A 22,348-nucleotide genomic window follows, 5' to 3' on the forward strand; every position below is an offset into this window, starting at 1 on the left:
GTGGGCCCGCTGCTGTACCTGCTCGCGGTTCCGGTCGCGTGGGTGTTCCTGCGCTGGATCCGCCATCGGCCGCAGCGCGGGCTGTTGCTGGTCGCCGCGCTGGTGCCGTTCAACGGTCTGCTCCTGATCGCGCCCGGGTGGATGCAGGTCAACGGGTGGAAGGAGGCGCTGCTGCTGCTCACCCTCGCGGTGGCTGTCGTCGTCCCGCAGCGCGAATCCGAACCGCGCCCGGTGATTCCGTGGTGGTCGTTCGGCGCGGTCCTGGTCGTGTTCGGGGTCGTGTCGGCGTTCGTGACGGCAGGATCGCTCGGCCTGTTCGCGATCAAGATCACGTTCTTCTACTTCGTCGTGGTCCCGCTGATCCTGTACCTGCGACCGTTCAACGCGCGCGACCGCGATCTGCTGGTGACCATCATGATGATGGAGTCGATCGTGATCGCGGTGTTCGGATTGGCCCAGCAGGCGATCGGCGCGGCAGGACTGGCCCAGATGGGCTACGAGTACAACGAGACGATCCGGTTCTCGGGGGGCATCCTGCGCTCGTTCAGCACGTTCAATCAGCCGTTTCCGTTCGGGTTCTACCTGGTGACGGTCCTGCTCGTCGGTGGTTCGGTGGCGCTGGCCGCGCCGCGGCGCCCGCGCAACCGGATCTTCCTGCTGGCGACGCCGGTACTGGTCGCGGGGATCGCGGCGAGTGTGGTGCGGGCGGCGCTGGTGGGCCTGCTGGTCGGGGCACTGGTGCTGGCGGTGGTGCGGTATCGGCGGCAGCTGAAGGCGGTGATCATCGGCGGCGTCGTGCTGATCGGCCTGGGCAGTGTCGCGGTGTCCGCGCAGGCCCGCAGTTCGCTGTTCTCGTCGTCGAGCCTGGCCGACCGGGGGACCGGCTGGAACACCGTGATCCGGTCGGTCGGCAGTCATCCGTTCGGGGACGGTCTCGGTTCCACCGGCGCGGCGAAGGCGCGTCTGCTGGTCGAGGAACTCGGCCCGATGGCCGAGAAGCTGCCGTACGCCACCGGCGAGGTCCAGATCTACGGACGTCCGTATCAGCCCGACAACTACTACGTGAAGCTCCTGATCGAACTCGGGCCGATCGGTGTGTGGCTGTTCGCGGCGATCATGGTGGTGATCTACCTGATGTCGATTCGCGCGGCCCGCACACTGCGTGGCAACGACGCCGCCCTGGCGCTCGGCGTCGCGGCGGCGGTGCTGGCCAGCGCGGTGGCGGCGGTCGCGTCGAGCTACTTCGAGATCTTCCCCAGTGATTTCTACTTCTGGTTGCTGGCCGCGGTCGTCGGCTGTGCGATCACCCAGCAGTCCACGACCGTCGAGCGCAGCGCTGTCCCCGAGCAGGTCACATGAACGTCGAGGCACAGGAAAAGCGAGGTGGCGCACTGTGTTTCGGTGCGCTGGCCTGCCGTCCGAACGGGGCGGGGGTGTCGACCTATCAGCGTGAGCTGCTGGCGCGGATGCCGGCCCTGCTGGCGGGAACCGCCCTGTCGGCCGTGGTCCAAGCCGATGCCGTGGCGATCCTGCCGCCGGGCATCAGCGCGGTGACGCGTCCGGTCGCGGCGGGGGCGCGGCGGGCCTGGCACGGCATCGCCCCGCTGCGCGGCGTCGATGTCTTCCACGGGCTCGACGTCGACGTTCCGGTCACCGGGCCGCGCGCGACCGTCGGTACCGTGCACGACCTGTCGGTGTTCGATGTCCCGTGGGCGTTCAGTCGCTACCGGGCACGGGGCGAACAGCTGCTGGTCCGGATGTCGCTGGCCCGCGCCGATCTGCTCATCGCGGTCTCGGAGTTCACCGCCGAGCGGATCGCCGACCGGTTCGGCCGGGACGCGGTCGTCGTACCGCTCGCCCCCGCCGGGTGGGCGCGGGAACCCGGGGAACACGACGTCGCGCGAGTGCGCGCGCGGTATGACCTGCCGCCGCGCTTCGTGCTGCAAGTCGGCACCGTCGAACCGCGCAAGCAGGTCGCGATGCTGGCCGAGGCGGCCGGCCTCCTCGACGTCCCCCTGGTGCTGGCCGGCGCCGGATCCGACGGCCCGCAGGCGCCGAGCTCGGCGATCGGGCTCGGCTACGTCGACACCGCGGACCTGCCCGCGCTGTACGCGGCCGCGACGGTGGTCGCCTACTGCTCGCAGTACGAGGGATTCGGGCTGCCGCCGGTCGAGGCCATGGCCTGCGGTGGCGCGGTGGTCGCGAGCGCGGTCGGCGCGCTGCCCCAGGTCTGCGGGGACGGCGCCGTGCTCGTGGCGCGATCGGTCGCCGAGGACTGGGCGAAAGCCCTGCGCCCGCTGGTGCACGACGCGGCCGCCAACCAGGACCTGCGCCGTCGCGGCCTCGCCGCGGTGTCCGGGCTGAGCTGGCAGGCCACGGCAGCGGCGACCGTCGCCGCCTACCGCGCGGCCGGGCTGATGTCGTGACCGACGACGCCACCGCGGCCGTCGCCCGGGAGGAACCGGCCGACGGCGGACGCGCGCGATCCGGCCGGGCCGCGGCGAACAACACCGCGGCGATGCTGGCCAGCCGCGTCTTCGCCGCGGCGCTGGGACTGCTCGGCACCACGCTGATCGCCCGCATGCTCCCCGCGGTCGAATGGGGCTACTTCTCTTTCGTTTTCGGTCTGCTCGGCATGCTCGCGATCGTCACCGACCTCGGTGTCGGCCGCGCGGTCATCGGGAAGCTGGTCCACGGTGAGCCCAGCGAGGCCGCCGAGATCGCGACCTCGTTCATCGTGTTGCGGACCGTACTCGGGCTCGTCGGCTACGGACTGGCAGTCGGCTACGTGCTCGTGCTGCGGTGTCCGCCCGAGGTGGTCACCGCCACCGCGGTCGCGGGACTGGTGGTGGTCGTGGCCACGCCGAGTCACGCGCTGACCGTGCTGTTCCAGTCGACCATGCGGCTGACCCTCGTCGCCGCGGCCGAAGCGCTCGCCCGCACGGTGCAACTGGCGGTGACCGTGTTGGCGGTCGTGTGGTCGCCGACCCTGCTCGTGGTCGTGGTGCCCGCCATCGTCTACGAGATCGTCGCGATCGCGGTGAAGATCGTCGCGGTCGGGCGCGGGCTGGGCGGGCCGATCCCCGCGCGGCACATCGAACTGCGCTGGTGGGGCGGCATGCTGCGGGAAGCGCTGCCGCTGAGCATCGGGCTCGCGCTGATCATCATGTTGCAGAAGGTCGGGCTGTTGCTGCTCGGGCATTTCGACAGCTACGAGTCCGTCGGGCTCTTCGCCGTCGGCATGAAGTTCGCCGATCTGCTCGACACCGCCGCGATCGCGGTGGTCGCCCCGCTGACCACCCTCTTGATCGCCCTGTGGCCCGACGATCCGGCGCGGTTCCGCCGCTATTTCCGCCAGGCGACCACCGCGCTGACCGCGCTCGGCCTGGCCGCGCTGGTGGCCTTCTGGCCGGTCGCCGCCGACGGTGTGCGGCTGCTGTTCGGCGCCGATCTCGAAGCGGCGGCGGACGCCGCCCGGATCCAGATCCTCGGCGGGCTGCTGGGGGCGCTGGCACACCTCGCGCTGGTGGCGCTGATGGCCGTCGGGCGCAACGTGGTCATCCCCTGGATCGCGGCGGTCGCGCTGCTGGTCGATCTCGCGGTGGCGTGGCCGCTGATCTCGCGGTGGTCCTACGAGGGCGCGGCCGTCGCCGGACTGCTGGCGCAGCTGGTGCTGCTCATCGCGGTCTGGGTGGCGCTGGCCGCGGCGGTCCGGATGCGGCGGCTGGTGCCGCTGGCCACGGTGGCCGCCATCGCCGGAGTGGCCGTCGCGGTGATCGCCGCGGCGACCGCGATCGACCGGCACTGGGCGCCGCCGTGGATCGTCACCGCGATCACCGCCTGCCTGATATACCTATTTCTCGCCGGATGCATCGTGCGGCGGACCGACGGACTGACGATACGAACCTTGCGGGGGCCGAAACCTGATGACACTGTGGCGAATCGCCCGGGTGATGCTCATCGCCGCAGTCGTCACGGTGACAGTGTCGGGATGCGCGACGATCGTGCCGACGAGCCCCACTGACACCGCCCCCGGCGGCCTCGGGGTGTCGGGCGGCCACGCCTGGCTGGAATCCGGTGCGGCGGAACTGGACCGGCAGATGGGCATCGTCGCCGCCAGCGGAGCCACCTGGGTCCGGATCGACCTCGACTGGTCGGTGATCGAACCGCAGCGGGGCCGCCAGGACTGGTCGGCGACCGATCGCGCCATCGATGCGGCGCGCGCCCACGATCTGTCCGTGCTGGCGATCCTGACCTACGCGCCCGCCTGGGCCGGGCTGCACGAGGGCGCCCCGAGCAGCAAGTCGGTGCCGCAGCCGGTGCTGTTCGGCCGGTTCGTCGGCGACGCGGTCGATCGCTACCGCGACCAGATCTCGCACTGGGAGATCTGGAACGAACCCAATGTCACCGCCTTCTTCGCGCCGCGGCCGGACATCGGCGTCTACGCGCATCTGCTGCGCCAGGCCGCGCTGTCGGTCCGGTCGCGCCAGCCGCACGGCCAGGTGATCGTCGGCGGCCTGGCACCGGCGACGAACAACGGTCAAGACATCGCGCCGACCTCGTTCGTGGAACTGCTCTACGAACTCGGGGCGGCGGCCGACTTCGACGGGATCGCGGTGCATCCCTACTCCTATCCGGAGCTGCCCGCCTCGCCTGCCTGGTACAACGCCTTCGGCAATCTGATGGCCATCCGGCGCATCATGGACGCGAACAGCGACACCTCGGCCCTGTTGTGGCCGACCGAATTCGGGGCGCCGACCGGCACCGGCGCACGATCGGTCAGTGAAGCGGTGCAGGCCGAGATCCTCGATCAGGGACTCGGCTTGATCGCCACGATGCACGATGTCGGGCCGGTGTTCGTCTACTCCCTCCTCGATGCCGGCGACAACCGCGACGATCTCGAGGACAACTTCGGCCTGCTGCGCCGCGACTACACCGAGAAGCCCGCGCTGGCGGTGCTGCGCGCCCACGCGGAGGCGCGGCGTGCCGGTCGATAGCAGCGCTCGGGAGCTGGTGTTCGTCGCGCATTCCGGCCGGGCTTCCGGCGCCGAGAAGATCATGCTGACCCTCGCCGAGCGGGCCGTGGCCGAGGGCTGGCGGGTGCGGGTGGTCTGCCCGGACGGTCCGCTCCGGAAGCTGCTGCCCGCCACGGTCGGCCACGTCGCGATCCCGGAACTCGGATTGGCCGGGCAGCGGGGCGGGCAGCGCCTGCGCGCGGCCGCCGTCATGCTGTGGCGGTGGGCCCTGGCCGCCCGCGTGCTCCGGCGGGTAGCGCGCACCGCCGGGGTCCGGCTGGTGGTGAACTCGACGATGGCGCTGCCCGCGGTGGCCCTGGCGCTGCCGCCTCGGCGGGCGGCGGTGTGGCTGGTGCACGATGTGGTGGCGGGCCGACGGCAGCGCACGGTGGCGCGGGTGGGCCGACGCGCGGTCGGTCGCGCCGTCGCGGTGTCCGAGCGTGCCGCGGCGCCGGTGCGCGCGTTGGGATTCGAGGTCGAGGTCGCCCGGCAAGGAGTGCGCTGGCCGGTCGAAGCCGCCCCGGTCGTCGAGCGCAGCCCGCTGGTGGTCGGGATCCTGGGCGTGGTGACCGAGTGGAAGGGCCAGCACGTGCTGCTGGCGGCCGCCGCCGAGCTCCCCGAGGTCGTGATCGAGATCGCCGGCTCGCCGCACCCCGGTGACGAACCGTATCTGGCCGCGTTGCGGGAACGAGCGCGGCGGCCCGATCTGGCCGGCCGGGTCCGATTCCTCGGCAATGTCGATCCGTTGCCGACGATCCGGGGATGGGACGTGCTGGTGTCGGCGAGCGTGCTGCCCGAGGCGGGCCCGCTGGTGGTGCTGGAGGCGATGAGCGTCGGCGTGCCGGTCGTCGCGACCGGCCACGGCGGCAACGTCACCGACGACACGGCGGTGTGTGTCGCGCCCGACGATCCGGTCGCCTTGCGCGAGGCGCTGCGGCGTCTCGGCCGGGAACCGGACCTGCGAGCCCGGCTGCGAGACAGCGGCCGTGCGGCCGTGGCGGCCCGCCACGATCTCGCCGAGACGTTGCCCCGCATGCTGGACGTGCTGCTCGGGACCCCGGATCAGATCGAAGAGGTCGGGCCGTAGGCGGGCAACGGCGGACATCGGTGTGGCCGAGCACCCCGTTCACGGTGCGGCGGAACCCGGAAAGCCGCGGCGCGCCTTCGATTCCGGCGATATCGTCACCGGCGGCCTCGACACCGAGGCTTGGCGTCGACCACTCGAACGGTCGTGCGTCCTCAGCGAAAGATCAACTGCGCCACAGTGTTCCGGGCACGCCGTCGAGCGCAGGAGCGCGCGGGCCTGCCGGATCGTCGACGAACCAGCGTCCGTCCAGCGCGGGCAGCAGGGCGCTGACCTCGGTGAACAGGTCGGGCAGTGTCAGTAGGACGGCATCGGGGACTGCGTGGACGAGGTCTGTGGGGGAGATGATCGGGATGTCGGTTCCCGGCATCCGGCAGCCCTGTTTGGCGGGCGAGGCGTCGGCGACCCCGGCGAGCAGGCCGCGGTGCGCGCCCGCCATCGCCAGCAGGGCGACGGCGCGCGAGGCGGCCCCGTAGGCGTACACCCGCTGCCCGGCCCGGTGCTCGAGCCAGGCGCGCAGGGTGCCGACGTGCTGATCGACCACCCGTTGCAACGTGTCGGCCGACGGCGCGGCGGCCTCGGCGGCGAGGATCGCCGCCACGCTGGGATCGGCGTCGTGCTCGCCATGGCGAGCGGCGAGCAGCACGGTGCCGCCGTAGAGCTCGAACCGCCACCCGCTGACCACGCTCATCCCGGCCGCGCGCAGCAGGCTGCGCAGGGTGTCGAGGGAGTAGTAGGCGAAGTGCCCGTGCCGCAACGCATTCCACTGTCCTTGGGCGAGGATCGCGGCCAGCGAGTGGTATTGCACCAGGAGCACTCCGCCGGGCGCGGTGGCGGCGGCCCTGGCCGCGAACGCCGCGCGCTGATCCGGTTCATGCATGATGCCGAAGCAGTCCAGGACCACGTCGGCGGGGCCGTCGGTCGGGGTGAAGCCGCGGTCGGTGAGCAGCGGGAGCCAGGTGCCCCCGTGCGGGCTGCCGAACTCGGCCACCGTCGAACCCCGCAGCAGCCCGGCGGTCTCGACGAGTCGTACCGCCGCCGTGGCCTGCTCCCGCAGGGCCAGCGGTTCGATGCCGCGGGGTTCCGCGGTGACGGTGTCGTCGTCGGCGAGCTGGGCCAGCCCGCACCCCGCGCAGCGGTCCATGCGCAGCGGATGACCGGGTTCGGCGGGGTCGAGGGGGCTGTCGTGGGGCGGGAAGTGGTCGGCGGCGGGCACCGAGCCCAGGTCGAGAACGGTGGTGAGGGCGGTACTTCCGCAGCCGCGGCACCGGCGGGTCATGACAGGATGTCCTCGTGCGTATCGAGCGGACCGACTTGGCCGACGTGGTGGTGCTGGTTCCCGAGCCGTTCCGGGACGAGCGCGGACTGTTCACCCGTACCTTCGACGCCGCGGAATTCGACGCCCACCTGGGCGTCGACGGCGCCGCGGCGAGCTTCGTGCAGGACTCGCAGTCGCGGTCGCGGCGCGGGGTGATCCGGGGCATGCACGGGCGCGGCGGTCGCGGCGAGGCGAAACTGGTGCGCTGCGCGCACGGTGCCGTGCACGACGTCCTCGTCGACATCCGGCCCGGCTCGCCCACCTTCGGCGCCACCCAGGCCTTCCGGCTCGACGACGAGGACTTCCACCATCTGTACGTGCCGCCGGGTTTCCTGCACGGGTTCCAGGCACTGACCGAGGTCGCCGACGTCTGCTACCGCATCGACCGTCCGCACGACCCGGCCGAGGACCTCGGTGTCGCCTACGACGACCCCGACCTGGCGATCGCCTGGCCGCTGCCCGTCGGCGTGGTCTCCGCCCGCGACGCGCGGGCGGGCAGCTGGTCGCGGCTGCTCGCTACGCTGACGCCGTCGCACTGACCCGGCGCAGCCGCGCGTCCAGTTCGCCGGTGTCGCAGAGCTTCTGCAACTGCGGCAGCCGGGTGAACCGCTGGAAGAAGTCGTCGGCGGTGAGTCCGCGCGCGGTGTACTCGGTGAAGAGTTCGGCGGCACCCGCGGGTACCGTCCACCGCGCCTCGAAACCGAGAACCGCACGCGCGGCGGAGAAGTCGACTCGATAGGAGCGGGGGTCCGCGCCGTTCTCGCCGGTGATCAGCAGCCGCGACCCCGGCACCGCGTCGACGACCGCGGCCGCGATCTCGGCCACGGTCAGGTTGTTGACCTCGGTGCCGATATTGAAGGCGCGGCAGGAGATGTCGGCGGCCGGCGCGGTCAGGCAGGTCGCGAACGCGGTCGCGATGTCCTGGGCGTGCACGAGTGGCCGCCACGGGGTTCCGTCGGAGAGCACCTTGACCTCGCCGGTGAGCACCGCGTAGCCGACCAGGTTGTTGAGCACGATGTCGGCCCGCAGGCGCGGCGAGAAGCCGAAAGCCGTGGCGTTGCGCAGGAACACGGGGACGAAATCGGCGTCGGCGAGGGCGGCGACGTCGTCTTCGACGCGCACCTTGCTCTGCGCGTACGGGGTGATCGGGCGCAGTGGGGCGTCCTCGGTGACCAGCTCGGCACCGGCGGCTCCGTAGACCGAACAGGTGGAGGCGTACAGGAACCGCCGCACCCCGGCCTCTTTCGCCAGTCGCGCCAGGCGCACCGAGGCGTGGTGATTGATGTCGTAGGTGATCTCCGGCGCCAGCGCGCCCAGCGGGTCGTTCGACAGCGCGGCCAGATGGATCACCGCGTCGAACCCGCGCAGCTGCTCGACGGTGACCGTGCGCAGGTCGACGGCTGCGCCCTCGGGGTCGCCGGCGAAGTCACCGAGCAGGCAGTCGGCGAAGTAGCCGATGTCCAGCCCGGCGACGCTGTGGCCCGCGGCCCGCAGCACCGGCACCATCACGGTGCCGAGATAGCCCTGGTGCCCGGTGACCAGTACCCGCATGCTCACGTCCGTTCCCATCTGATGATCGCCTTGTCCAGCACGAACGCCTCGGCATAGGGCGCGTGACACTGCACGCCACGCATCCTGGCCAGCCCGAGGAAAGCCTCTTCGTCGAACCAGTCACGGCCGGTCTGCGACGGATAGTGCTCGTGCAGCAGCCGCGACTTCTCCCGCGCGAGTTCCCGGGTGAGCGGGTGATACAGGGTGGGCGCCGGAGTGTCGGTCTCCCACTTGAGGATCTCGTAGCCCAGGGTCAGGTGGTCGCGGAACTCCGTGGGCACCAGCTCGGCCAGCAGCCGGTGGTCCTGATGGGCATCACCGCGCTGCGGCGCGAACACCACCTCGGGCTCACCGGCACGCCGGAACCGGGCCAGGGCGTCCTTGATCCGGTCCCAGTGCGCCGGGGCGCGGCCGTCGGGCACGTCGAGCACGTCGAGCTGGGGCTCGGTGCCGGAACAGAACGCGGTCAGCGCCGCGCGTTCCTCGTCCTCGCGCGCGGTGCCGCCACCGGAGAGCACCAGTGCCCTGACCTCGATCTCGGGGTCGGCGGCGGTGAGGGCGAGCAGGGTGGCACCCAGGCCGATCGCGATGTCGTCACAGTGCGCGCCGAGCAGCGCGAGCCGGCGCGGCGGGCGGGGGAACAGCCCGATCACGCCTGCTCCCACACCATCCACGGCCGGGAGCCGTTGCGGTAGGCGTCGTCGAGTTCGGCGCGCTCCTTGAACGTGTCGGCCGGCTTCCAGAAGCCCAGGTGCTGATAGCCGAACAACCGGCCCTGCCCGGCCAGCGCACCGCACGCGTCGGCGACCAGATCACCGCCGGGCGGGAGCAGGTCGAAGATCTCCTGGCTGAGCACGAAGTAGCCGCCGTTCTCCCACAGCGGCATCCGGGCCACCGGCATGATCTCCTTCACCTCGCCGGTCGCGGTGATGTCGACGCAGTGGAACGAGGACTGCGGCGGGACCACCATCATCGACGCCGCGGCGCCCGAGGCGTGGAAGGTCTCGACCATGGTGTCCAGCGGGGCGTCGGTGAGCACGTCGGCGTAGTTGGCCAGGAAGTACTCGTCGCCGTCGAGGTGCGCGCGGACCCGGCGCAACCGCTCACCGATCGCGGACTCGACCCCGGTGTCGACGAAGGTGATCGACCAGTCGCCGATATCGCTGCCGAGCAGTTCCACCTGGCCGTTGCGGATGACGAAGTCGTTGGACGCCGATTCCTGATAGGTGAGGAAGAAGTTCTTGATGTGCTCGGCGCCGTAGCCCAGGCACAGGATGAACTCCTTGTGTCCGTAGTGCGCGTAGTAGCGCATCACGTGCCACAGCAGCGGCCGCGGCCCGACCAGCTGCATCGGCTTCGGGACGACGTCGTCGGAGCCGCCGCGCATGCGCATGCCGTATCCGCCGCAGAACAGCACGACCTTCATCGGTTCACCTTCGTTTCCGTGCCCGCGCGGTGCAGCACCGGCAGCGGATAGATCAGTTCGCCGCCCCAGTCGCCGACATGGCGCAGCTGGGCGGTGATCTCGGTTTCGAGATTCCACGGCAGGACGAGCACGACATCGGGCCGGTCGGCGTCGATGCGCTCCGGCGGATGAATCGGAATCCGGGTGCCCGGGGTGTATCGGCCGTGCTTGTAGGGGTTGCGGTCCACGGTGTACTCGAGCAGGTCGGGCCGGATGCCGCAGTAGTTCAGCAGGGTGTTGCCCTTGCCGGGGGCGCCGTAGCCGACGACCCGCTTGCCCTGATCCCGGCAGTCGAGCAGGAAGCGCAGCAGCTCGAGCCGGACCCGTTCGGCCCGCACGCCGAGTTCGGCGTAACCGGCCGGGACGTGCAGGTCGGCGGCGCGCTCGAGCTCGAGGACCTCGGCCACCCGCCCGGTCGGCACCGCGACCTGCTCGGGGCGGGCCCACAACCGGATCGAGCCGCCGTGGGTCTCGAGCAGCTCCACGTCGACCACCGTCAACCCGGCGACCGCGAGCGCACGCTGGGCCGAATGCACGGTGTAGTACTGGAAGTGCTCGTGATAGACCGTGTCGAACTGGCCCAGCCGCACCAGGTTCAGAGCGTGGTGCACCTCGATGCTCAGCCAGCCGTCGTCGGCGAGCAGGGTGCGCAGGGCGCGGGTGAAACCGCGCAGGTCGGGGACGTGCGCGTAGACGTTGTTCGCGACCACCAGATCGGCGGGCCCGTGCTCGGCGCGCACCCGCGCGGCCGATTCCGCGTCGAGGAAGGCGGTCTCGGTGGGCACTCCCGCCGACCTGGCCGCCTCGCCGACATTGACCGACGGCTCGATGCCCAGGCACGGGATGCCACGGGCCACGGCGTGGCGCAGCAGATAGCCGTCGTTGCTGGCGACCTCGACGACGAACGAATCGGTGTCGAGACCCAGCCGCTCGGTCGCGGTGGCGACGAATCGCGCGGCGTGGTCGACCCAGCTGTGTGAGTACGACGAGAAGTACGCGTACTCGGTGAAAGTCTCCTCCGGCGTGATCAGTGCGGGGATCTGCAACAGCAGGCAGTCCCGGCACAGGCGCAGGTGCAGCGGATAGGTCGATTCCGGCAGGTCGAGCTGGGTCTCGGACAGGAAGCTCTCACACGGCGGGGTCGCGCCCAGATCGAGTACGCTCTCGAGCCGATCGGAATCGCAGAGACGACACTGCACGCGGGCTCACCTTCTAGCTGTTCATTCCGTCGCGGCCGGCGCCGGACATGCCGGACGTCGGCGCGGCGTGGTCAGACGTTACAACCGGAGGTAGGCGGGGGCCATTCGAAACAGTCGGGGTGGAAACCAATTCATGGCATGTTTCGGGATCGGGGCTGTTCGCGGGCATTTCGGCAAATTGTCGGCGACGACAACTTCTCCTCGGCGAATTGTGATCCGTCCCATCCGGAAATCAATTGTCCTGCGATCATATCCGATAGCCATCATTCATCTGTCGATAGCCATGTGATAGCCATCATACTCGGCTACCTATGGAATGCACTGTGGCCCTTAACCTTCGGAAAGAAGTCGCCTCGAGACTCTGTAACAATCAGCGGGCGGGCATCGAATCGACGGGCAGAGGGCGGCCGAGCGGGCCGCATTCCGGTCGACGGCGACCGGAAATTTGATTCGTCTCCCGAGGGGGAGGTGTGGGTTCATGAGCTTCGAGCTCACCGGTGGCAGCGATGTGAATGTGGTCAACGGTGTCCGAGTGCTGCGCCGAACGCAGCGCGAGAATTGGCAGGAGGCGTATCTGCAACGCCTGGCCGTCACCGACGTCGCCGCCGTGTTCGCCGCGGTGGCGGCGGCCCAGGTCCTGCGCTTCGACGGTCCCGCCGCGCCGCCGCTGGCCTGGCCGCTGCCCTACGAGATCGGCTACTCGGTGGTGTCGCTGGCGCTGGCCGCGGGGTGGCTGGCGCTGCTGCACGGCACCCGCACGCCGCAGGTGATCGGCTCCGGCAGCGAGGAATTCCGCCGGCTGGTCTCGGCGACGATGCGCCTGTTCGGGGTGCTGGCCATCCTCGCGCTGCTGTTCCGGGTCGAGGTGGCGCGCGGCTATCTCGCCATCGCGTTGCCCGCCGGGCTGTGCGCCCTGATCGTAGGCCGGCTGGCCTGGCGGTCGCGGCTGCGACGCTGGCGCGCCCAGGGGCGCTGCCACACGGCGGTGCTCGTGGTCGGCTCGCCCGAGGCCGCGCACGCCATGGCCACCGCCTTCACCGACGACCCCGGTTCCGGCTATCGGATCGTCGGTGTCTGTGTGCCCGCGGGCTCCGGTGACCGGCGCTTCACGACGGTCGACGGACCGACGGTGCTCGGCGACGATCGTTCGGTGCTCGAGGCGGTGCGCCGCAGCGGCGCCGACTCGGTGGCCGTGGCGGCGACCGACCATCTCGGTCCGGTCGAATTGCGACGGATGGCCTGGGAGCTGGATCCCTTGGGCGTCGATCTCATCGTGGCGCCGGGCGTGGTCGACATCGCGGGCATCCGGCTGACCAACCGGATCGTGGCCGGCATGCCGATGCTGCACATCGACGGGCCCCGCTACGACCACGCCAAGTCCAGCCGCAAAGCGCTGTTCGACTTCTGCTTCGCCACCGCCGTGCTGGTGCTCATCGCGCCCATGCTGCTGGCCATCGCGCTCGCGGTACGCACGACGAGCCCGGGGCCGATCTTCTATCTGTCCGAACGGATCGGCCGTGACGGCATCCCGTTCCGGATGATCAAGTTCCGCAGCATGCTGGTCGGCGCCGACCGCGCCGTGGACGCGCTGATCGAGAGCCACGGCGGCAATCCGGTCTTCTTCAAGGTGAAAGACGACCCGCGCGTCACTCCCGTCGGCCGCTTCCTGCGCAAGTACAGCCTCGACGAGCTGCCGCAGTTCTTCAATGTGCTGCGCGGGGACATGAGCGTGGTCGGGCCGCGACCGCAGGTGCAGCGCGAGGTCGACAGCTACGACGGAGAGATGCGCCGCCGACTGCTGGTGAAGCCCGGTGTCACCGGGCTGTGGCAGGTGAGCGGGCGCTCGGACCTGTCCCCGGAGGACTCGGTGCGGCTGGACCTGTCCTATGTCGAGAACTGGTCGATGGTCCTCGATCTGATCCTGATCGGCCGCACCATCGGCGCGGTCACCCGCGGCGACGGCGCGTACTGACCACCGGGGTGGTGGGCGAGGCGCACCACCCCGGCCCCGGCTCAGCGCAGGTCGCGCCGACGGAAGGCGGTCAGTCCCACGGCGATTCCCGCCACCGCGACCAGCAGCAGCCAGCCGATCGGGACGATGTCGAACGTCGCGCCGGGCAGCTTCGGCGGATGCACGAACGGCACCAGATCCATCAGCCACTGCGGGAACGTGCCCAGCGAGCCGAGCAACACGATGACGATCATCGCGCTCAGCACCGCCCAGGCCAGCGACGCGTACTTCGGGACCACGCCGAACAGCAGCAGCGCGATCGCGGTGACCACCCAGACCGCGGGCAGCTGCACCGCGACGGCACCCAGCGATTCGCCGAGCTTGCCGACCACGTCACCGTCGGTGGCGCCCCAGACGACGCCGATGCCCAGACCCGCCACCAGCAGTGTCACAGCCGGTCCGGCCAGCGCGAACAGCAGATGGCTCGCCGCGTACCGCACGCGGCCGACGGCCGCCGCCAGCACGCTCTCGGCACGACCGGTGTTCTCCTCCTCGTGCAGCCGCAGCACCGCCGACACCGAGTACGCGGCCGCCGCCGCGGCCAGCATGGTGATCGCGTAGGCGATGAACGACTTCTCCAGATCGGCCGATCCGCCCATCGAGGTGACCACGTCCTGGAGTGTGCCGCTGTCGTCGAGCATGCCGCCGATGCTCTGCACCGCCCCACCGATCAGCAGGCCGTACAGGCCGAAACCGATCGTCCAGGCCAGCATCGACCCCCGCTGCAACCGCCATGCCAGTCCGACCGGGCCCGACAGCGCGGCACCCGCGGTGGCGGGACCCGGACGGTCGGCCAGCAGTCCCGCACCGAGGTCACGGGTTCGCAGCAGCTGGTAGGCGAGCAGGGTCGCCCCGGTGGCGACGGCGGCCAGGGGCACCAGGACCCACCAGCGCTCTTCCGCGTACGGGCGGATCTGCAGACACCAACCCAGCGGCGAGAACCACGACAGCACACCGTTTCCGGCGTCGCCGACCGCCCGCACCGCGAACGCCGCGCCCAGGATGCCCAGCGCGACACCGCGGGCGATCCGCGCGCCGTTGCTCAGCTGCGCGGCCACCGCGGCCACCGCGGCCCAGACGATGCCGGCGGCGGCCAGCGCCGCACCCCAGGCCACCGACCCCGCGATCGGCAGGTCGGTGCCGAGCAGTGATGCGGTGCAGGCGATCCCGGCCACCGCCGACGCGCCGAAGGTCAGCAGCAGCGCACCGGTGAGCCCGGCGAACCGGCCGATGCTGGTGGCGCCCACGAGCTCCGCACGCCCGGTCTCCTCCTCGACCCTGGTGTGCCGGATGACCGTCAGCACGGCCGCGATGGCGATCATCGAATACATCGCCCCGGCCTTCCAGGTGCCGATGGATCCCAGCGAGGAGTTGAACACGGGGCCGTACATGGCCAGCAGCGCCGGACTTGCCGCGGTGGTCGCGGCGAAGCTGTCGAGCTGCTGCTGGGTGCTGTAGAGGTCCTTGATGGAGACGATCTGCAGCGCCGGCATCAGCCCGATCAGCAGCGACCACAGCGGTGCGATGATCCGGTCGCGACGCAGGTACAGCCGCAGCATCTGCCCGGTGCCCGCGAATTCCCCTGCGGTGCGGGTGGTTCCGAGGAACCCGGGGGAGGCGGCGATAGTGGTCATGCCCGCACCTTCTCTCCGGTGGCCGCGCCGTCGGCCTCGACGTGGTAGTGCCGCAGGAAGAGGTCCTCGAGCGTCGGCGGTGCGCTGGTGAGGCTGCGCACGCCCGCGTCGCCCAGCACTTGGATCAGCCGGCCGAGGTGATCGGCGTCGACCTGGCAGCGCAGGGTCGACCCGTCGCGTTCCACGTCCTCGACGCCGGGCAGTGCGCCGACATCGCCCGGGTCGCCGATCAATTCGGCGGTGATCGCGGTGCGGCTCAGGTGCCGGAGCTGGTCGAGCGAACCGGATTCGACGGTGCGGCCGGCGCGGATGATGGTCACCCGATCGCAGAGATGCTCGACCTCGGACAGGATGTGACTCGACAGCAGTACCGTGGCCCCGCGGGCAGCGGCATCGCGGACGCAGCCCTGGAAGATCTGCTCCATCAGCGGGTCGAGGCCCGAGGTCGGCTCGTCGAGGATCAGCAGATCGGCATTCGCCGAAAAGGCCGACACCAGCGCGACTTTCTGCCGGTTGCCCTTGGAGTAGGTGCGGGCCTTCTTGGTCGGGTCCAGCTCGAACCGCTCGATCAGCTCGGCGCGGCGGGTCTCGTCGATGCCGCCGCGCATCCGGGCGAGCAGGTCGATCGTTTCGCCACCCGACAATGACGGCCAGAGCGTGACATCGCCTGGCACATAAGCGATCCGGTGGTGCAGGGCGACCGCGTCGGTCCACGGGTCGCGGCCGAACAGGGCCGCCTCGCCGCCGGAGGCGCGCAGGACGCCGAGCAGGACGCGAATGGTGGTGGATTTGCCCGCGCCGTTGGGGCCGAGGAAACCGTGGATCTCGCCGGGACCGACGTGCAGGTCCAGTCCGTCGAGCGCGGCGAATCGGCCGAAAGTCTTACGCAGGTCATGGACTTCGATGACCCGATCGGTGGTGGGGGAGGGCATCGTCTACTCCTCGATGAGGCTGTCGAGCAGAGTCGAATCGGTCAGCATGCCTTGGGTGTAGAGCTCGAGCGCCGGGAAGGTGGTCAGGTCCGACAGGTCCCGGATCGCCTTGCGGTAGTCGAGCTTTCCCTCGCGCTGCATTCGCATCTGCAGATAGAGGTTGGTGGCTCCGATGTGGCAGAGCACGACGTATCTGGCCCGGGCCGCGGGATCGCGGCTCGGTTTGAGCTGGCCCGCCTCGACGGCGGCCTGCATGTAGTCCTGCGCGTCGGCGACCATGTGTTCGAGCAGGGACTCGGCCAGCGCGCCGCCGGCTTGGAAGCTGCGCAGGATGTAGGCGAGCAGCGGGGCGTAGATCTCGATCTCGGCCAGGGCGCTGAGCATTCCGGCGGCACCCTGTGTGCGGATGACGCGCAGCTTCTCGTCGCGAATGAGCTCGAGCACGCGATCGTCGCAGGCGGCGCGCAGTCCGTCCTTGGAACCGAAATGATGGTTCACCAGGCCGGGTGACACTCCGGCCGCCGCGGCGATCGCCCGGACGCCGACGCCGAAACCCTGTTCTCCGAACAGGTCGATCGCGGTGTCGCGAATGCGGGCCATGGTCGTCAGATCGGTGGAGGATCCTTGCGGTACGGGCTGTTGGCTGAACACATGTTCAATATACTAAACACTCGTTCAATCCACGAGCAAGGTTTCGCGGCGACCAGTCTTCCAATCAATGTTTGAAATAATGATTGAAACGGTGATGGAAATCTGGTTGGCTGCCGGTATGGGATCACTCGGGACGAGGGCTCGCGACGCGCGCTCGGTGGAGACACGCGAGCGGCTGCTCGCCGCGGCGGAGGAACTGCTGCTGGCGCAGCCCTCGACGGAGGTCTCGGTGCGGGCGGTGTGCGCTGCGGCCGAGACCAATCCGGCGGCGGTGCACTATCACTTCGGGAGCAAGGACGCGCTGGTCGCCGCGTTGCTCGAGGCCCGGCTGGCGCCGCTGTGGACCGAACGGCTCGGCGCGGCGGCCCAGCGCGAGGCCGAACTCGCCGAGGTGGTGGACGCGGTGATCGGACCGCTGACCGACCTGGCCGCCGATCCGCGCGGCCGGCTGTACCTGCGGCTGCTCGCGGAACTGGTGCTGGGCCGGCGCGACGTGGGCTGGACCGGAGACTGGTTCCAGCTCGACACCTGGGTGCGATTCCTTCCCGACCTCGACCCCGCCGAGGCGCAGCGGCGCTGGCTGCTCGCGTTCGAGGTGCTGATCATGCGCTTCGGCGCGGGACACCCACCGTCGCAGGGCAGCGTCGGCACCCTGCGCGATTTCGTGCTGGCCGGACTCGACGGGCCGGGTGCGCGATGACCGACATCTTCACCCCGGCGAAGCTGGGCCCGATCACCCTGCGCAACCGCGTGATCAAGGCCGCCACCTTCGAAGGCCGCACCCCGGACGCGCTGGTCACCGACGAACTGGTGGAATTTCATCGCCGCATCGCCGCGGGCGGTGTCGGCCTGTCCACGGTCGCCTACTGCGCGGTCGCGCCCGAGGGGCGCACCGACCGGCATCAGATCTGGATGCGACCCGACGCGGTGCCGGGACTGCGCCGGCTCACCGACGCGATCCACGCCGAGGGCGCCGCGGCGTCGGCCCAGATCGGGCACGCGGGGCCGGTGGCCAACGCCGCGTCCAATCGCTTGCCCGCGCTGTCGCCGAGCAGACTGTTCTCCCCCCTGGGGATGCGGATGACCCGGCGACCCGATGCCGAGGGCATCGCCGAACTGGTCGCCGCGCACGTGCGCAGCGCGCTGCTGGCCGAGGAGGCCGGGTTCGACGCCGTGGAAATCCATTTCGGCCACAACTATCTGGTGAGCGCCTTCCTGAGCCCGCTGCTCAACCGGCGCCGCGACGACTACGGCGGCAGCCTGGTCAACCGGGCACGGCTGGCTAGACAGATCGCCGAGGGGGTGGCCGGCGCGGTCGGGGGCCGGCTGGCCGTGCTGGCCAAACTCAACATGGACGACGGGGTCGCCGGTGGGCTGCGCCCGGTCGAGTCCGTGCGGGTCGCACAGCTGCTGGAAGCCGACGGGACACTCGACGCGCTCGAACTGACCGCGGGCAGCTCGCTGCTCAACCCCATGCTCTACTTCCACGGCGACCCGCCCCGGCGGGCCTTCGCCCGCGCCTTCCGGCCGCCGCTGAGCTGGGGACTGCGCGTGGCCGGCCCGGTGTTCCTGCGCGAGTACCCCTACCGCAGCGCCTATCTGCTCGAGCGCGCCCGCCTGTTCCGGTCGGCCCTGCGCATGCCACTGGTCCTGCTCGGCGGCATCACCGACTACGACGGCATGCGCCTGGCCCGCACCGAGGGCTTCGAGTTCGTCGCGATGGGCCGCGCCCTGCTGTGCGAACCCGATCTCCCACGCCGGATCGCGGCCGAGACCACGACCACCGCCGCCTGCACCCACTGCAACGAGTGCATGCCGACCATCTTCACCGGCACCCGCTGTGTGCTGCCGATCGCCGAGGGAACCCTGTCGTGAGAATCGCCGTCACCGGTGGCACCGGGTATCTCGGCGCGCCCACGGTCGCCGCGCTGCTCGCGGACGGTCACGAGATCCAGCTGCTGGTCCACCCCGGCGAATCCCTGGACCGATGGTGGCCGGAATTCGCGCAGGACCGCGACCGCATCACCGTCCTGCGCGGCGACCTGCGCGACAGCGACACGATCACCACGCTGCTCGACGGCTGCGCGGCGGTGCTGCACGCGGCAGGCATCGTGGCCACCGACGACCGCCGCGAATCGCTGATGTGGCAGGTCAACGTCGATGCCACCGCGGAGATCCTGTGCCGCGCGGCCCTGGCCGGACTCGATCCCATCGTGCACGTGGCCAGCTACAGTGCGCTGTTCCCCTGCCCGGATCCGGTCATGACCCCGGACAGTCCCACCGCGACCGGGCGCAGCGCCTACGGTCGCACCAAGTCCGCCGCCGACCGGGTCGCGCGGGCACTCCAGCGCAGCGGTGCGCCGGTGGTGATCACCTACCCCTCGAGTGTGATCGGGCCGGGTTTGGCCGGCACCCGCGGCATCACCGAGCGCGGCTGGAACACCATGCTGCGCAGTGGATTCGCGCCCCGGCTCGACGGCGGAATGGCGATGATCGACGTCCGCGACGTAGCCGAGCTGCACGCGGTGGCGATGCTGCCGGGTCAGGGCCCGCGCCGGTATCTGTGTGGCGGGCACCAGGTCCCCTTCGACACGGCCATCGACCTGCTCGCCGCCGCGTCCGGACAGCGGATCCGCCGGATTCCGGTGCGCCCCGGCCTGTTCCGGGCGCTGGGCCGGGCCGCCGACGTCGCCTCGCGATTCGTCGAGGTCGACGCCGCGTTCGGCTACGAGGCGGCGTGGCTGCTCACCTCCGACACCCCGACCGACGACTCGGCCGCGCTGAGCGAGCTCGGCGTGAGCTGGCGGCCCACCGAAGTGTCGATGCGGGACATGTTCCTCGGCTGAGACGCGGCGTCGGCGCGATGTGAGGGAGAACGCGAATCCGTCGCCGGGCGCGATGCACGGATTATGGTCGAAGTATGGCTACCGGCATTTCGACGACGGCAGAACATCTCCGCGCAGCGCTGGACGGACCGTGGCGCGAGGTCAGAGACCAGGCGCGAGTCCAGCTCGCCGACGACCGCTTCACCGGCGATCCCGAACTCGACATCCACGCCGCGCGGGCCCGCGTGCTCGATCAGATGCGGGTCATCGCGACCATGGGCTATCCGGAGCGTGGCTTCCGCTCCGAGAACGGCGGCACCGGCGATCCGGGTGGTGCCGTGACCGGGTTGGAGATGCTGGCCTACGCCGATCTGTCCCTGTGGGTGAAATCCGGCGTGCAGTGGGGTCTGTTCGGTGGCGCCGTGGAGAACCTGGGCACCGAACGCCACCGCGAGTACATCAAGCGGCTGATCACCCTGGATCTACTCGGCTGCTTCGCGATGACCGAGTCCGGGCACGGCAGCGACGTCGCCAATCTCGAGACCACGGCCACCTACGACCCGGCCACCCAGGAATTCGTGATCCACACTCCGACCCCGTCGGCGCGCAAGGACTACATCGGCGGCGCGGCGGTACACGCGCGGATGGCCGCGGTGTTCGCCCAGCTGATCACCGGTGGCGAGAGCAAGGGCGTGCACTGCCTGCTCGTCCCGATCCGCGACGAGCTCGGCGCCGACCTGCCCGGCGTGACCACCTACGACGACGGGCTCAAGGGCGGCCTGCCCGGTGTGGACAACGGCCGCATCGTGTTCGACCACGTCCGGATCCCCCGGGAGAACCTGCTCAACCGCTACGCCGACGTCGAGCCCGACGGCACCTACACCTCCGAGATCGAGAACCCGAGCCGCCGCTTCTTCACCACCCTGGGCACCCTGGTGCGTGGCCGGGTGAGTGTCGGCGGCGCGGCCGCGGCGGGCGCGCGCGTGGCGCTGAGCATCGCGGTGCGCTACGCGCTGGCCCGGCGCCAGTTCGCCGATCCCGACACCGGCGCGGAAACGCTGCTGATGGATTACCGCAGCCACCAGCGCAGGCTGCTGCCGCTGGTCGCGAAGTCCTTCGCGCTGGCCTTCGCCCAGAACGACCTGGTGCGCCGGATGGACCTCGTACAGAGCGGCCGCGAGATCGAGCCGGGCGCCCAGCGCGCGCTGGAGAAGCGCGCCGCCGGCTTCAAGGTCGCCCAGACCCGGCACGCCACCCGGGCCATCCAGGAATGTCGCGAAGCCTGCGGCGGTGCGGGCTATCTCACCGAGAACCGGCTCGTCACCCTCAAGGCCGACACGGATGTGTTCACCACCTTCGAAGGCGACAATGTCGTCCTCACCCAGCTCGTCGCCAAGGAACTGCTCACCGCCTACTCCGACGAGGTCCGCGACCTCGACGCCATGGGCTGGGTGAAATTCGCCGCCACCATGGCCGGTGACGTGGTGCGCAAGCGATCCGGGGTGCGCCAGCTGATCCAGACCCTGCGCGATCGCTCCGACGAGTCCGTCGACGAGGGCGACCTGTCCAAGCGCTCGGTCCAGCTGCAGCTGTTCGCCGATCGCGAGGACTACCTGCTGCGGACCGCGGCGCACCGGCTGCGTGCCAGGGCGGCCGACACCGGCCCGTTCGAGGCGTTCAACAACGCCCAGGACCACATCCTCGCCGCCGGCGCCGCGCACATCGACCGGCTGGTGCTCGAGGAATTCGTCGACGGGATCGCCGAGATCGAGGACCCCGACGCCAAGGCGCTCGCCGAGACCGTCTGCGACCTCTACGTGTACTCGACGCTGGAGGAGAACCTGTCCTGGTACATCATGCACCGGTTCATGTCCGTGGAGCGGGCCAAGGCGGTGCGCCGCGGGGTGAACGAACTCGTCGACCGGCTGCGGCCGGACGCGCTGACCCTGGTCGAGGCGATGGGTGTGCCGGAGACCATGCTGCGCGCCGAGATGCTGCACGACGCCAGCGTTTTCGACCGGACCTAGCGCACCGCGGCGCGCAGCGCCTCGGCGAGCCAACACAGTGCCGCTACCAGCGCGGTCGCCGCGGCCGCCCCACCGAGGACATCGGTGGGGCGGTGATAGCCGAGGACGACCATGCCGGGCGTGATCGCGAGCAGGGCGAGCACAGTGAGCGCCGCGACCGTGATGCGCGCGGTGCGCGTTGTCACCAGACACGCGAACGTCGTTGCGACAGCGACCAAGTGGACCGTGTGGCCGCTCGGATAGGCGAGGTAGTCGTGCATCTGCCTGTCCCACAACGGTTTCAGCACCACCGTGTTGATCGCCAGGGCGAGCTCGGGCACCACGAGCATGGTCAGCGCCGCCCGCCACCGGCGGCGCACCGCGAACCAGCCGACCGCCGCCAGCAGCACCGCGAGCACCACCGGGGCGTTGCTCGGTGCGACCAGCACCTCGGCCAGACCGGGGGAGACCGTCGCGGCGATCGGGTCGGCGACGGCCGCGTCCAGTCCGGACGGTCCGTCGTCGGCGGGGAAGGTCAGCGGGAGCGCGACGGTGAGCGCGGTGCCCGCGGCGATGGCCGTCGCGCGGACGACGGTGGCGGTCCGGGCGGGAGCGGGGGCGATCACCGATGCGACGATAGCCGCCGCGCGGGGCTGT

General features: G+C 70.6%; 20 protein-coding genes. 11 read left to right on the forward strand and 9 right to left on the reverse strand.

What is annotated here, in order from left to right; genetic code table 11:
- Genes Q7X29_RS16850 through Q7X29_RS16870 form a run of 5 tightly spaced genes read left to right on the forward strand, consistent with a single transcriptional unit; the run spans window position 1 to window position 6,102 of the window.
- Complete coding sequence (locus tag Q7X29_RS16850; RefSeq protein ID WP_316574664.1) at window positions 1-1,359, forward strand: O-antigen ligase family protein; 1,359 nt, start codon at window positions 1-3, stop codon at window positions 1,357-1,359.
- Window positions 1,356-2,426, forward strand: coding sequence for a glycosyltransferase family 4 protein (locus Q7X29_RS16855; protein WP_316574665.1), 1,071 nt, complete (start codon window positions 1,356-1,358; stop codon window positions 2,424-2,426). Before Q7X29_RS16850 ends, Q7X29_RS16855 begins: the two co-directional genes overlap by 4 nt.
- Entirely contained in the window at window positions 2,423-4,024 is a 1,602-nt protein-coding gene (locus tag Q7X29_RS16860) for an oligosaccharide flippase family protein (RefSeq protein WP_316574666.1), read from the forward strand. Before Q7X29_RS16855 ends, Q7X29_RS16860 begins: the two co-directional genes overlap by 4 nt.
- Entirely contained in the window at window positions 3,978-4,997 is a 1,020-nt protein-coding gene (locus tag Q7X29_RS16865; protein ID WP_316574667.1) for a glycoside hydrolase 5 family protein, read from the forward strand. The genes Q7X29_RS16860 and Q7X29_RS16865 overlap by 47 nt, the downstream gene beginning before the upstream one ends.
- Entirely contained in the window at window positions 4,984-6,102 is a 1,119-nt protein-coding gene (locus Q7X29_RS16870; protein ID WP_316574668.1) for a glycosyltransferase family 4 protein, read from the forward strand. Before Q7X29_RS16865 ends, Q7X29_RS16870 begins: the two co-directional genes overlap by 14 nt.
- 163 nt (window positions 6,103-6,265) lie before the next feature.
- On the opposite strand, the gene Q7X29_RS16875 is transcribed toward Q7X29_RS16870, so the two are convergent.
- Window positions 6,266-7,378 (reverse strand): class I SAM-dependent methyltransferase, encoded by a 1,113-nt coding sequence (locus tag Q7X29_RS16875; protein ID WP_316574669.1) that lies wholly within the window; start codon window positions 7,376-7,378, stop codon window positions 6,266-6,268.
- Between the two features lie 14 nt (window positions 7,379-7,392).
- On the opposite strand from Q7X29_RS16875, the gene rfbC reads away from it, so the two are divergent.
- Entirely contained in the window at window positions 7,393-7,956 is a 564-nt protein-coding gene (rfbC, locus tag Q7X29_RS16880) for a dTDP-4-dehydrorhamnose 3,5-epimerase (protein WP_218716403.1), read from the forward strand.
- Here rfbC and Q7X29_RS16885 read toward each other — a convergent pair.
- Genes Q7X29_RS16885 through Q7X29_RS16900 form a run of 4 tightly spaced genes read right to left on the reverse strand, consistent with a single transcriptional unit; the run spans window position 7,934 to window position 11,632 of the window.
- Entirely contained in the window at window positions 7,934-8,968 is a 1,035-nt protein-coding gene (locus Q7X29_RS16885) for an NAD-dependent epimerase/dehydratase family protein (protein ID WP_316575375.1), read from the reverse strand. The two genes, rfbC and Q7X29_RS16885, sit on opposite strands and share 23 nt — an antisense overlap.
- A gap of 2 nt (window positions 8,969-8,970) precedes the next feature.
- Window positions 8,971-9,621, reverse strand: coding sequence for a PIG-L deacetylase family protein (locus Q7X29_RS16890; RefSeq protein ID WP_316574670.1), 651 nt, complete (start codon window positions 9,619-9,621; stop codon window positions 8,971-8,973).
- A complete protein-coding gene (locus Q7X29_RS16895; RefSeq protein WP_218716401.1) occupies window positions 9,618-10,394 on the reverse strand; it encodes a glycosyltransferase family protein in 777 nt (258 codons plus the stop codon). The genes Q7X29_RS16890 and Q7X29_RS16895 overlap by 4 nt, the downstream gene beginning before the upstream one ends.
- A complete protein-coding gene (locus tag Q7X29_RS16900; protein WP_316574671.1) occupies window positions 10,391-11,632 on the reverse strand; it encodes a class I SAM-dependent methyltransferase in 1,242 nt (413 codons plus the stop codon). Before Q7X29_RS16900 ends, Q7X29_RS16895 begins: the two co-directional genes overlap by 4 nt.
- Before the next feature lie 478 nt (window positions 11,633-12,110).
- Here Q7X29_RS16900 and Q7X29_RS16905 point away from each other — a divergent pair, with 478 nt between their 5' ends.
- Window positions 12,111-13,604 carry a sugar transferase gene (locus tag Q7X29_RS16905; RefSeq protein WP_316574672.1) on the forward strand — a complete coding sequence of 498 codons (1,494 nt, stop codon included), beginning with the start codon at window positions 12,111-12,113 and terminating at the stop codon, window positions 13,602-13,604.
- A gap of 41 nt (window positions 13,605-13,645) precedes the next feature.
- On the opposite strand, the gene Q7X29_RS16910 is transcribed toward Q7X29_RS16905, so the two are convergent.
- From Q7X29_RS16910 to Q7X29_RS16920, 3 genes are read right to left on the reverse strand one after another with little or no spacing between them, the layout of a single operon-like run.
- The gene (locus Q7X29_RS16910; protein WP_316574673.1) at window positions 13,646-15,277 is read right to left on the reverse strand and encodes an ABC transporter permease; all 1,632 of its coding nucleotides are present in this window, start codon (window positions 15,275-15,277) and stop codon (window positions 13,646-13,648) included.
- A complete protein-coding gene (locus tag Q7X29_RS16915) occupies window positions 15,274-16,209 on the reverse strand; it encodes an ABC transporter ATP-binding protein (protein ID WP_316574674.1) in 936 nt (311 codons plus the stop codon). The genes Q7X29_RS16910 and Q7X29_RS16915 overlap by 4 nt, the downstream gene beginning before the upstream one ends.
- A gap of 3 nt (window positions 16,210-16,212) precedes the next feature.
- Window positions 16,213-16,860 carry a TetR/AcrR family transcriptional regulator gene (locus Q7X29_RS16920; RefSeq protein WP_316574676.1) on the reverse strand — a complete coding sequence of 216 codons (648 nt, stop codon included), beginning with the start codon at window positions 16,858-16,860 and terminating at the stop codon, window positions 16,213-16,215.
- A 118-nt stretch (window positions 16,861-16,978) separates the two neighbouring features.
- On the opposite strand from Q7X29_RS16920, the gene Q7X29_RS16925 reads away from it, so the two are divergent.
- The 4 genes from Q7X29_RS16925 to Q7X29_RS16940 all read left to right on the forward strand — a co-directional run bounded on the left by Q7X29_RS16925 (window position 16,979) and on the right by Q7X29_RS16940 (window position 21,712).
- Complete coding sequence (locus Q7X29_RS16925; protein ID WP_218716396.1) at window positions 16,979-17,560, forward strand: TetR/AcrR family transcriptional regulator; 582 nt, start codon at window positions 16,979-16,981, stop codon at window positions 17,558-17,560.
- A complete protein-coding gene (locus tag Q7X29_RS16930) occupies window positions 17,557-18,735 on the forward strand; it encodes an NADH:flavin oxidoreductase (protein WP_218716395.1) in 1,179 nt (392 codons plus the stop codon). The genes Q7X29_RS16925 and Q7X29_RS16930 overlap by 4 nt, the downstream gene beginning before the upstream one ends.
- Window positions 18,732-19,706 carry an NAD-dependent epimerase/dehydratase family protein gene (locus Q7X29_RS16935; protein WP_218716394.1) on the forward strand — a complete coding sequence of 325 codons (975 nt, stop codon included), beginning with the start codon at window positions 18,732-18,734 and terminating at the stop codon, window positions 19,704-19,706. Before Q7X29_RS16930 ends, Q7X29_RS16935 begins: the two co-directional genes overlap by 4 nt.
- 74 nt (window positions 19,707-19,780) lie before the next feature.
- Window positions 19,781-21,712 (forward strand): acyl-CoA dehydrogenase family protein, encoded by a 1,932-nt coding sequence (locus Q7X29_RS16940; protein WP_255586831.1) that lies wholly within the window; start codon window positions 19,781-19,783, stop codon window positions 21,710-21,712.
- On the opposite strand, the gene Q7X29_RS16945 is transcribed toward Q7X29_RS16940, so the two are convergent.
- The gene (locus tag Q7X29_RS16945) at window positions 21,709-22,317 is read right to left on the reverse strand and encodes a phosphatase PAP2 family protein (RefSeq protein ID WP_316574678.1); all 609 of its coding nucleotides are present in this window, start codon (window positions 22,315-22,317) and stop codon (window positions 21,709-21,711) included. The genes Q7X29_RS16940 and Q7X29_RS16945 overlap by 4 nt on opposite strands.
- Window positions 22,318-22,348 lie beyond the last annotated feature (31 nt).

The sequence above is a fragment of the Nocardia canadensis genome (assembly GCF_032656385.1).
Classification (GTDB): Bacteria; Actinomycetota; Actinomycetes; order Mycobacteriales; family Mycobacteriaceae; genus Nocardia; species Nocardia canadensis.

What these genes read in the sequence shown, in the direction of transcription:
- Q7X29_RS16940 (WP_255586831.1), top strand. Translation starts at nt 19,781, where the DNA reads ATGGCTACCGGCATTTCGACGACGGCAGAACATCTCCGCGCAGCGCTG.
- Q7X29_RS16855 (WP_316574665.1), top strand. Translation starts at nt 1,356, where the DNA reads ATGAACGTCGAGGCACAGGAAAAGCGAGGTGGCGCACTGTGTTTCGGT.
- Q7X29_RS16925 (WP_218716396.1), top strand. Translation starts at nt 16,979, where the DNA reads ATGGGATCACTCGGGACGAGGGCTCGCGACGCGCGCTCGGTGGAGACA.
- Q7X29_RS16915 (WP_316574674.1), bottom strand. Translation starts at nt 16,209, where the DNA reads ATGCCCTCCCCCACCACCGATCGGGTCATCGAAGTCCATGACCTGCGT.
- Q7X29_RS16895 (WP_218716401.1), bottom strand. Translation starts at nt 10,394, where the DNA reads ATGAAGGTCGTGCTGTTCTGCGGCGGATACGGCATGCGCATGCGCGGC.
- Q7X29_RS16905 (WP_316574672.1), top strand. Translation starts at nt 12,111, where the DNA reads ATGAGCTTCGAGCTCACCGGTGGCAGCGATGTGAATGTGGTCAACGGT.
- Q7X29_RS16885 (WP_316575375.1), bottom strand. Translation starts at nt 8,968, where the DNA reads ATGCGGGTACTGGTCACCGGGCACCAGGGCTATCTCGGCACCGTGATG.
- Q7X29_RS16875 (WP_316574669.1), bottom strand. Translation starts at nt 7,378, where the DNA reads ATGACCCGCCGGTGCCGCGGCTGCGGAAGTACCGCCCTCACCACCGTT.
- Q7X29_RS16910 (WP_316574673.1), bottom strand. Translation starts at nt 15,277, where the DNA reads ATGACCACTATCGCCGCCTCCCCCGGGTTCCTCGGAACCACCCGCACC.
- Q7X29_RS16930 (WP_218716395.1), top strand. Translation starts at nt 17,557, where the DNA reads ATGACCGACATCTTCACCCCGGCGAAGCTGGGCCCGATCACCCTGCGC.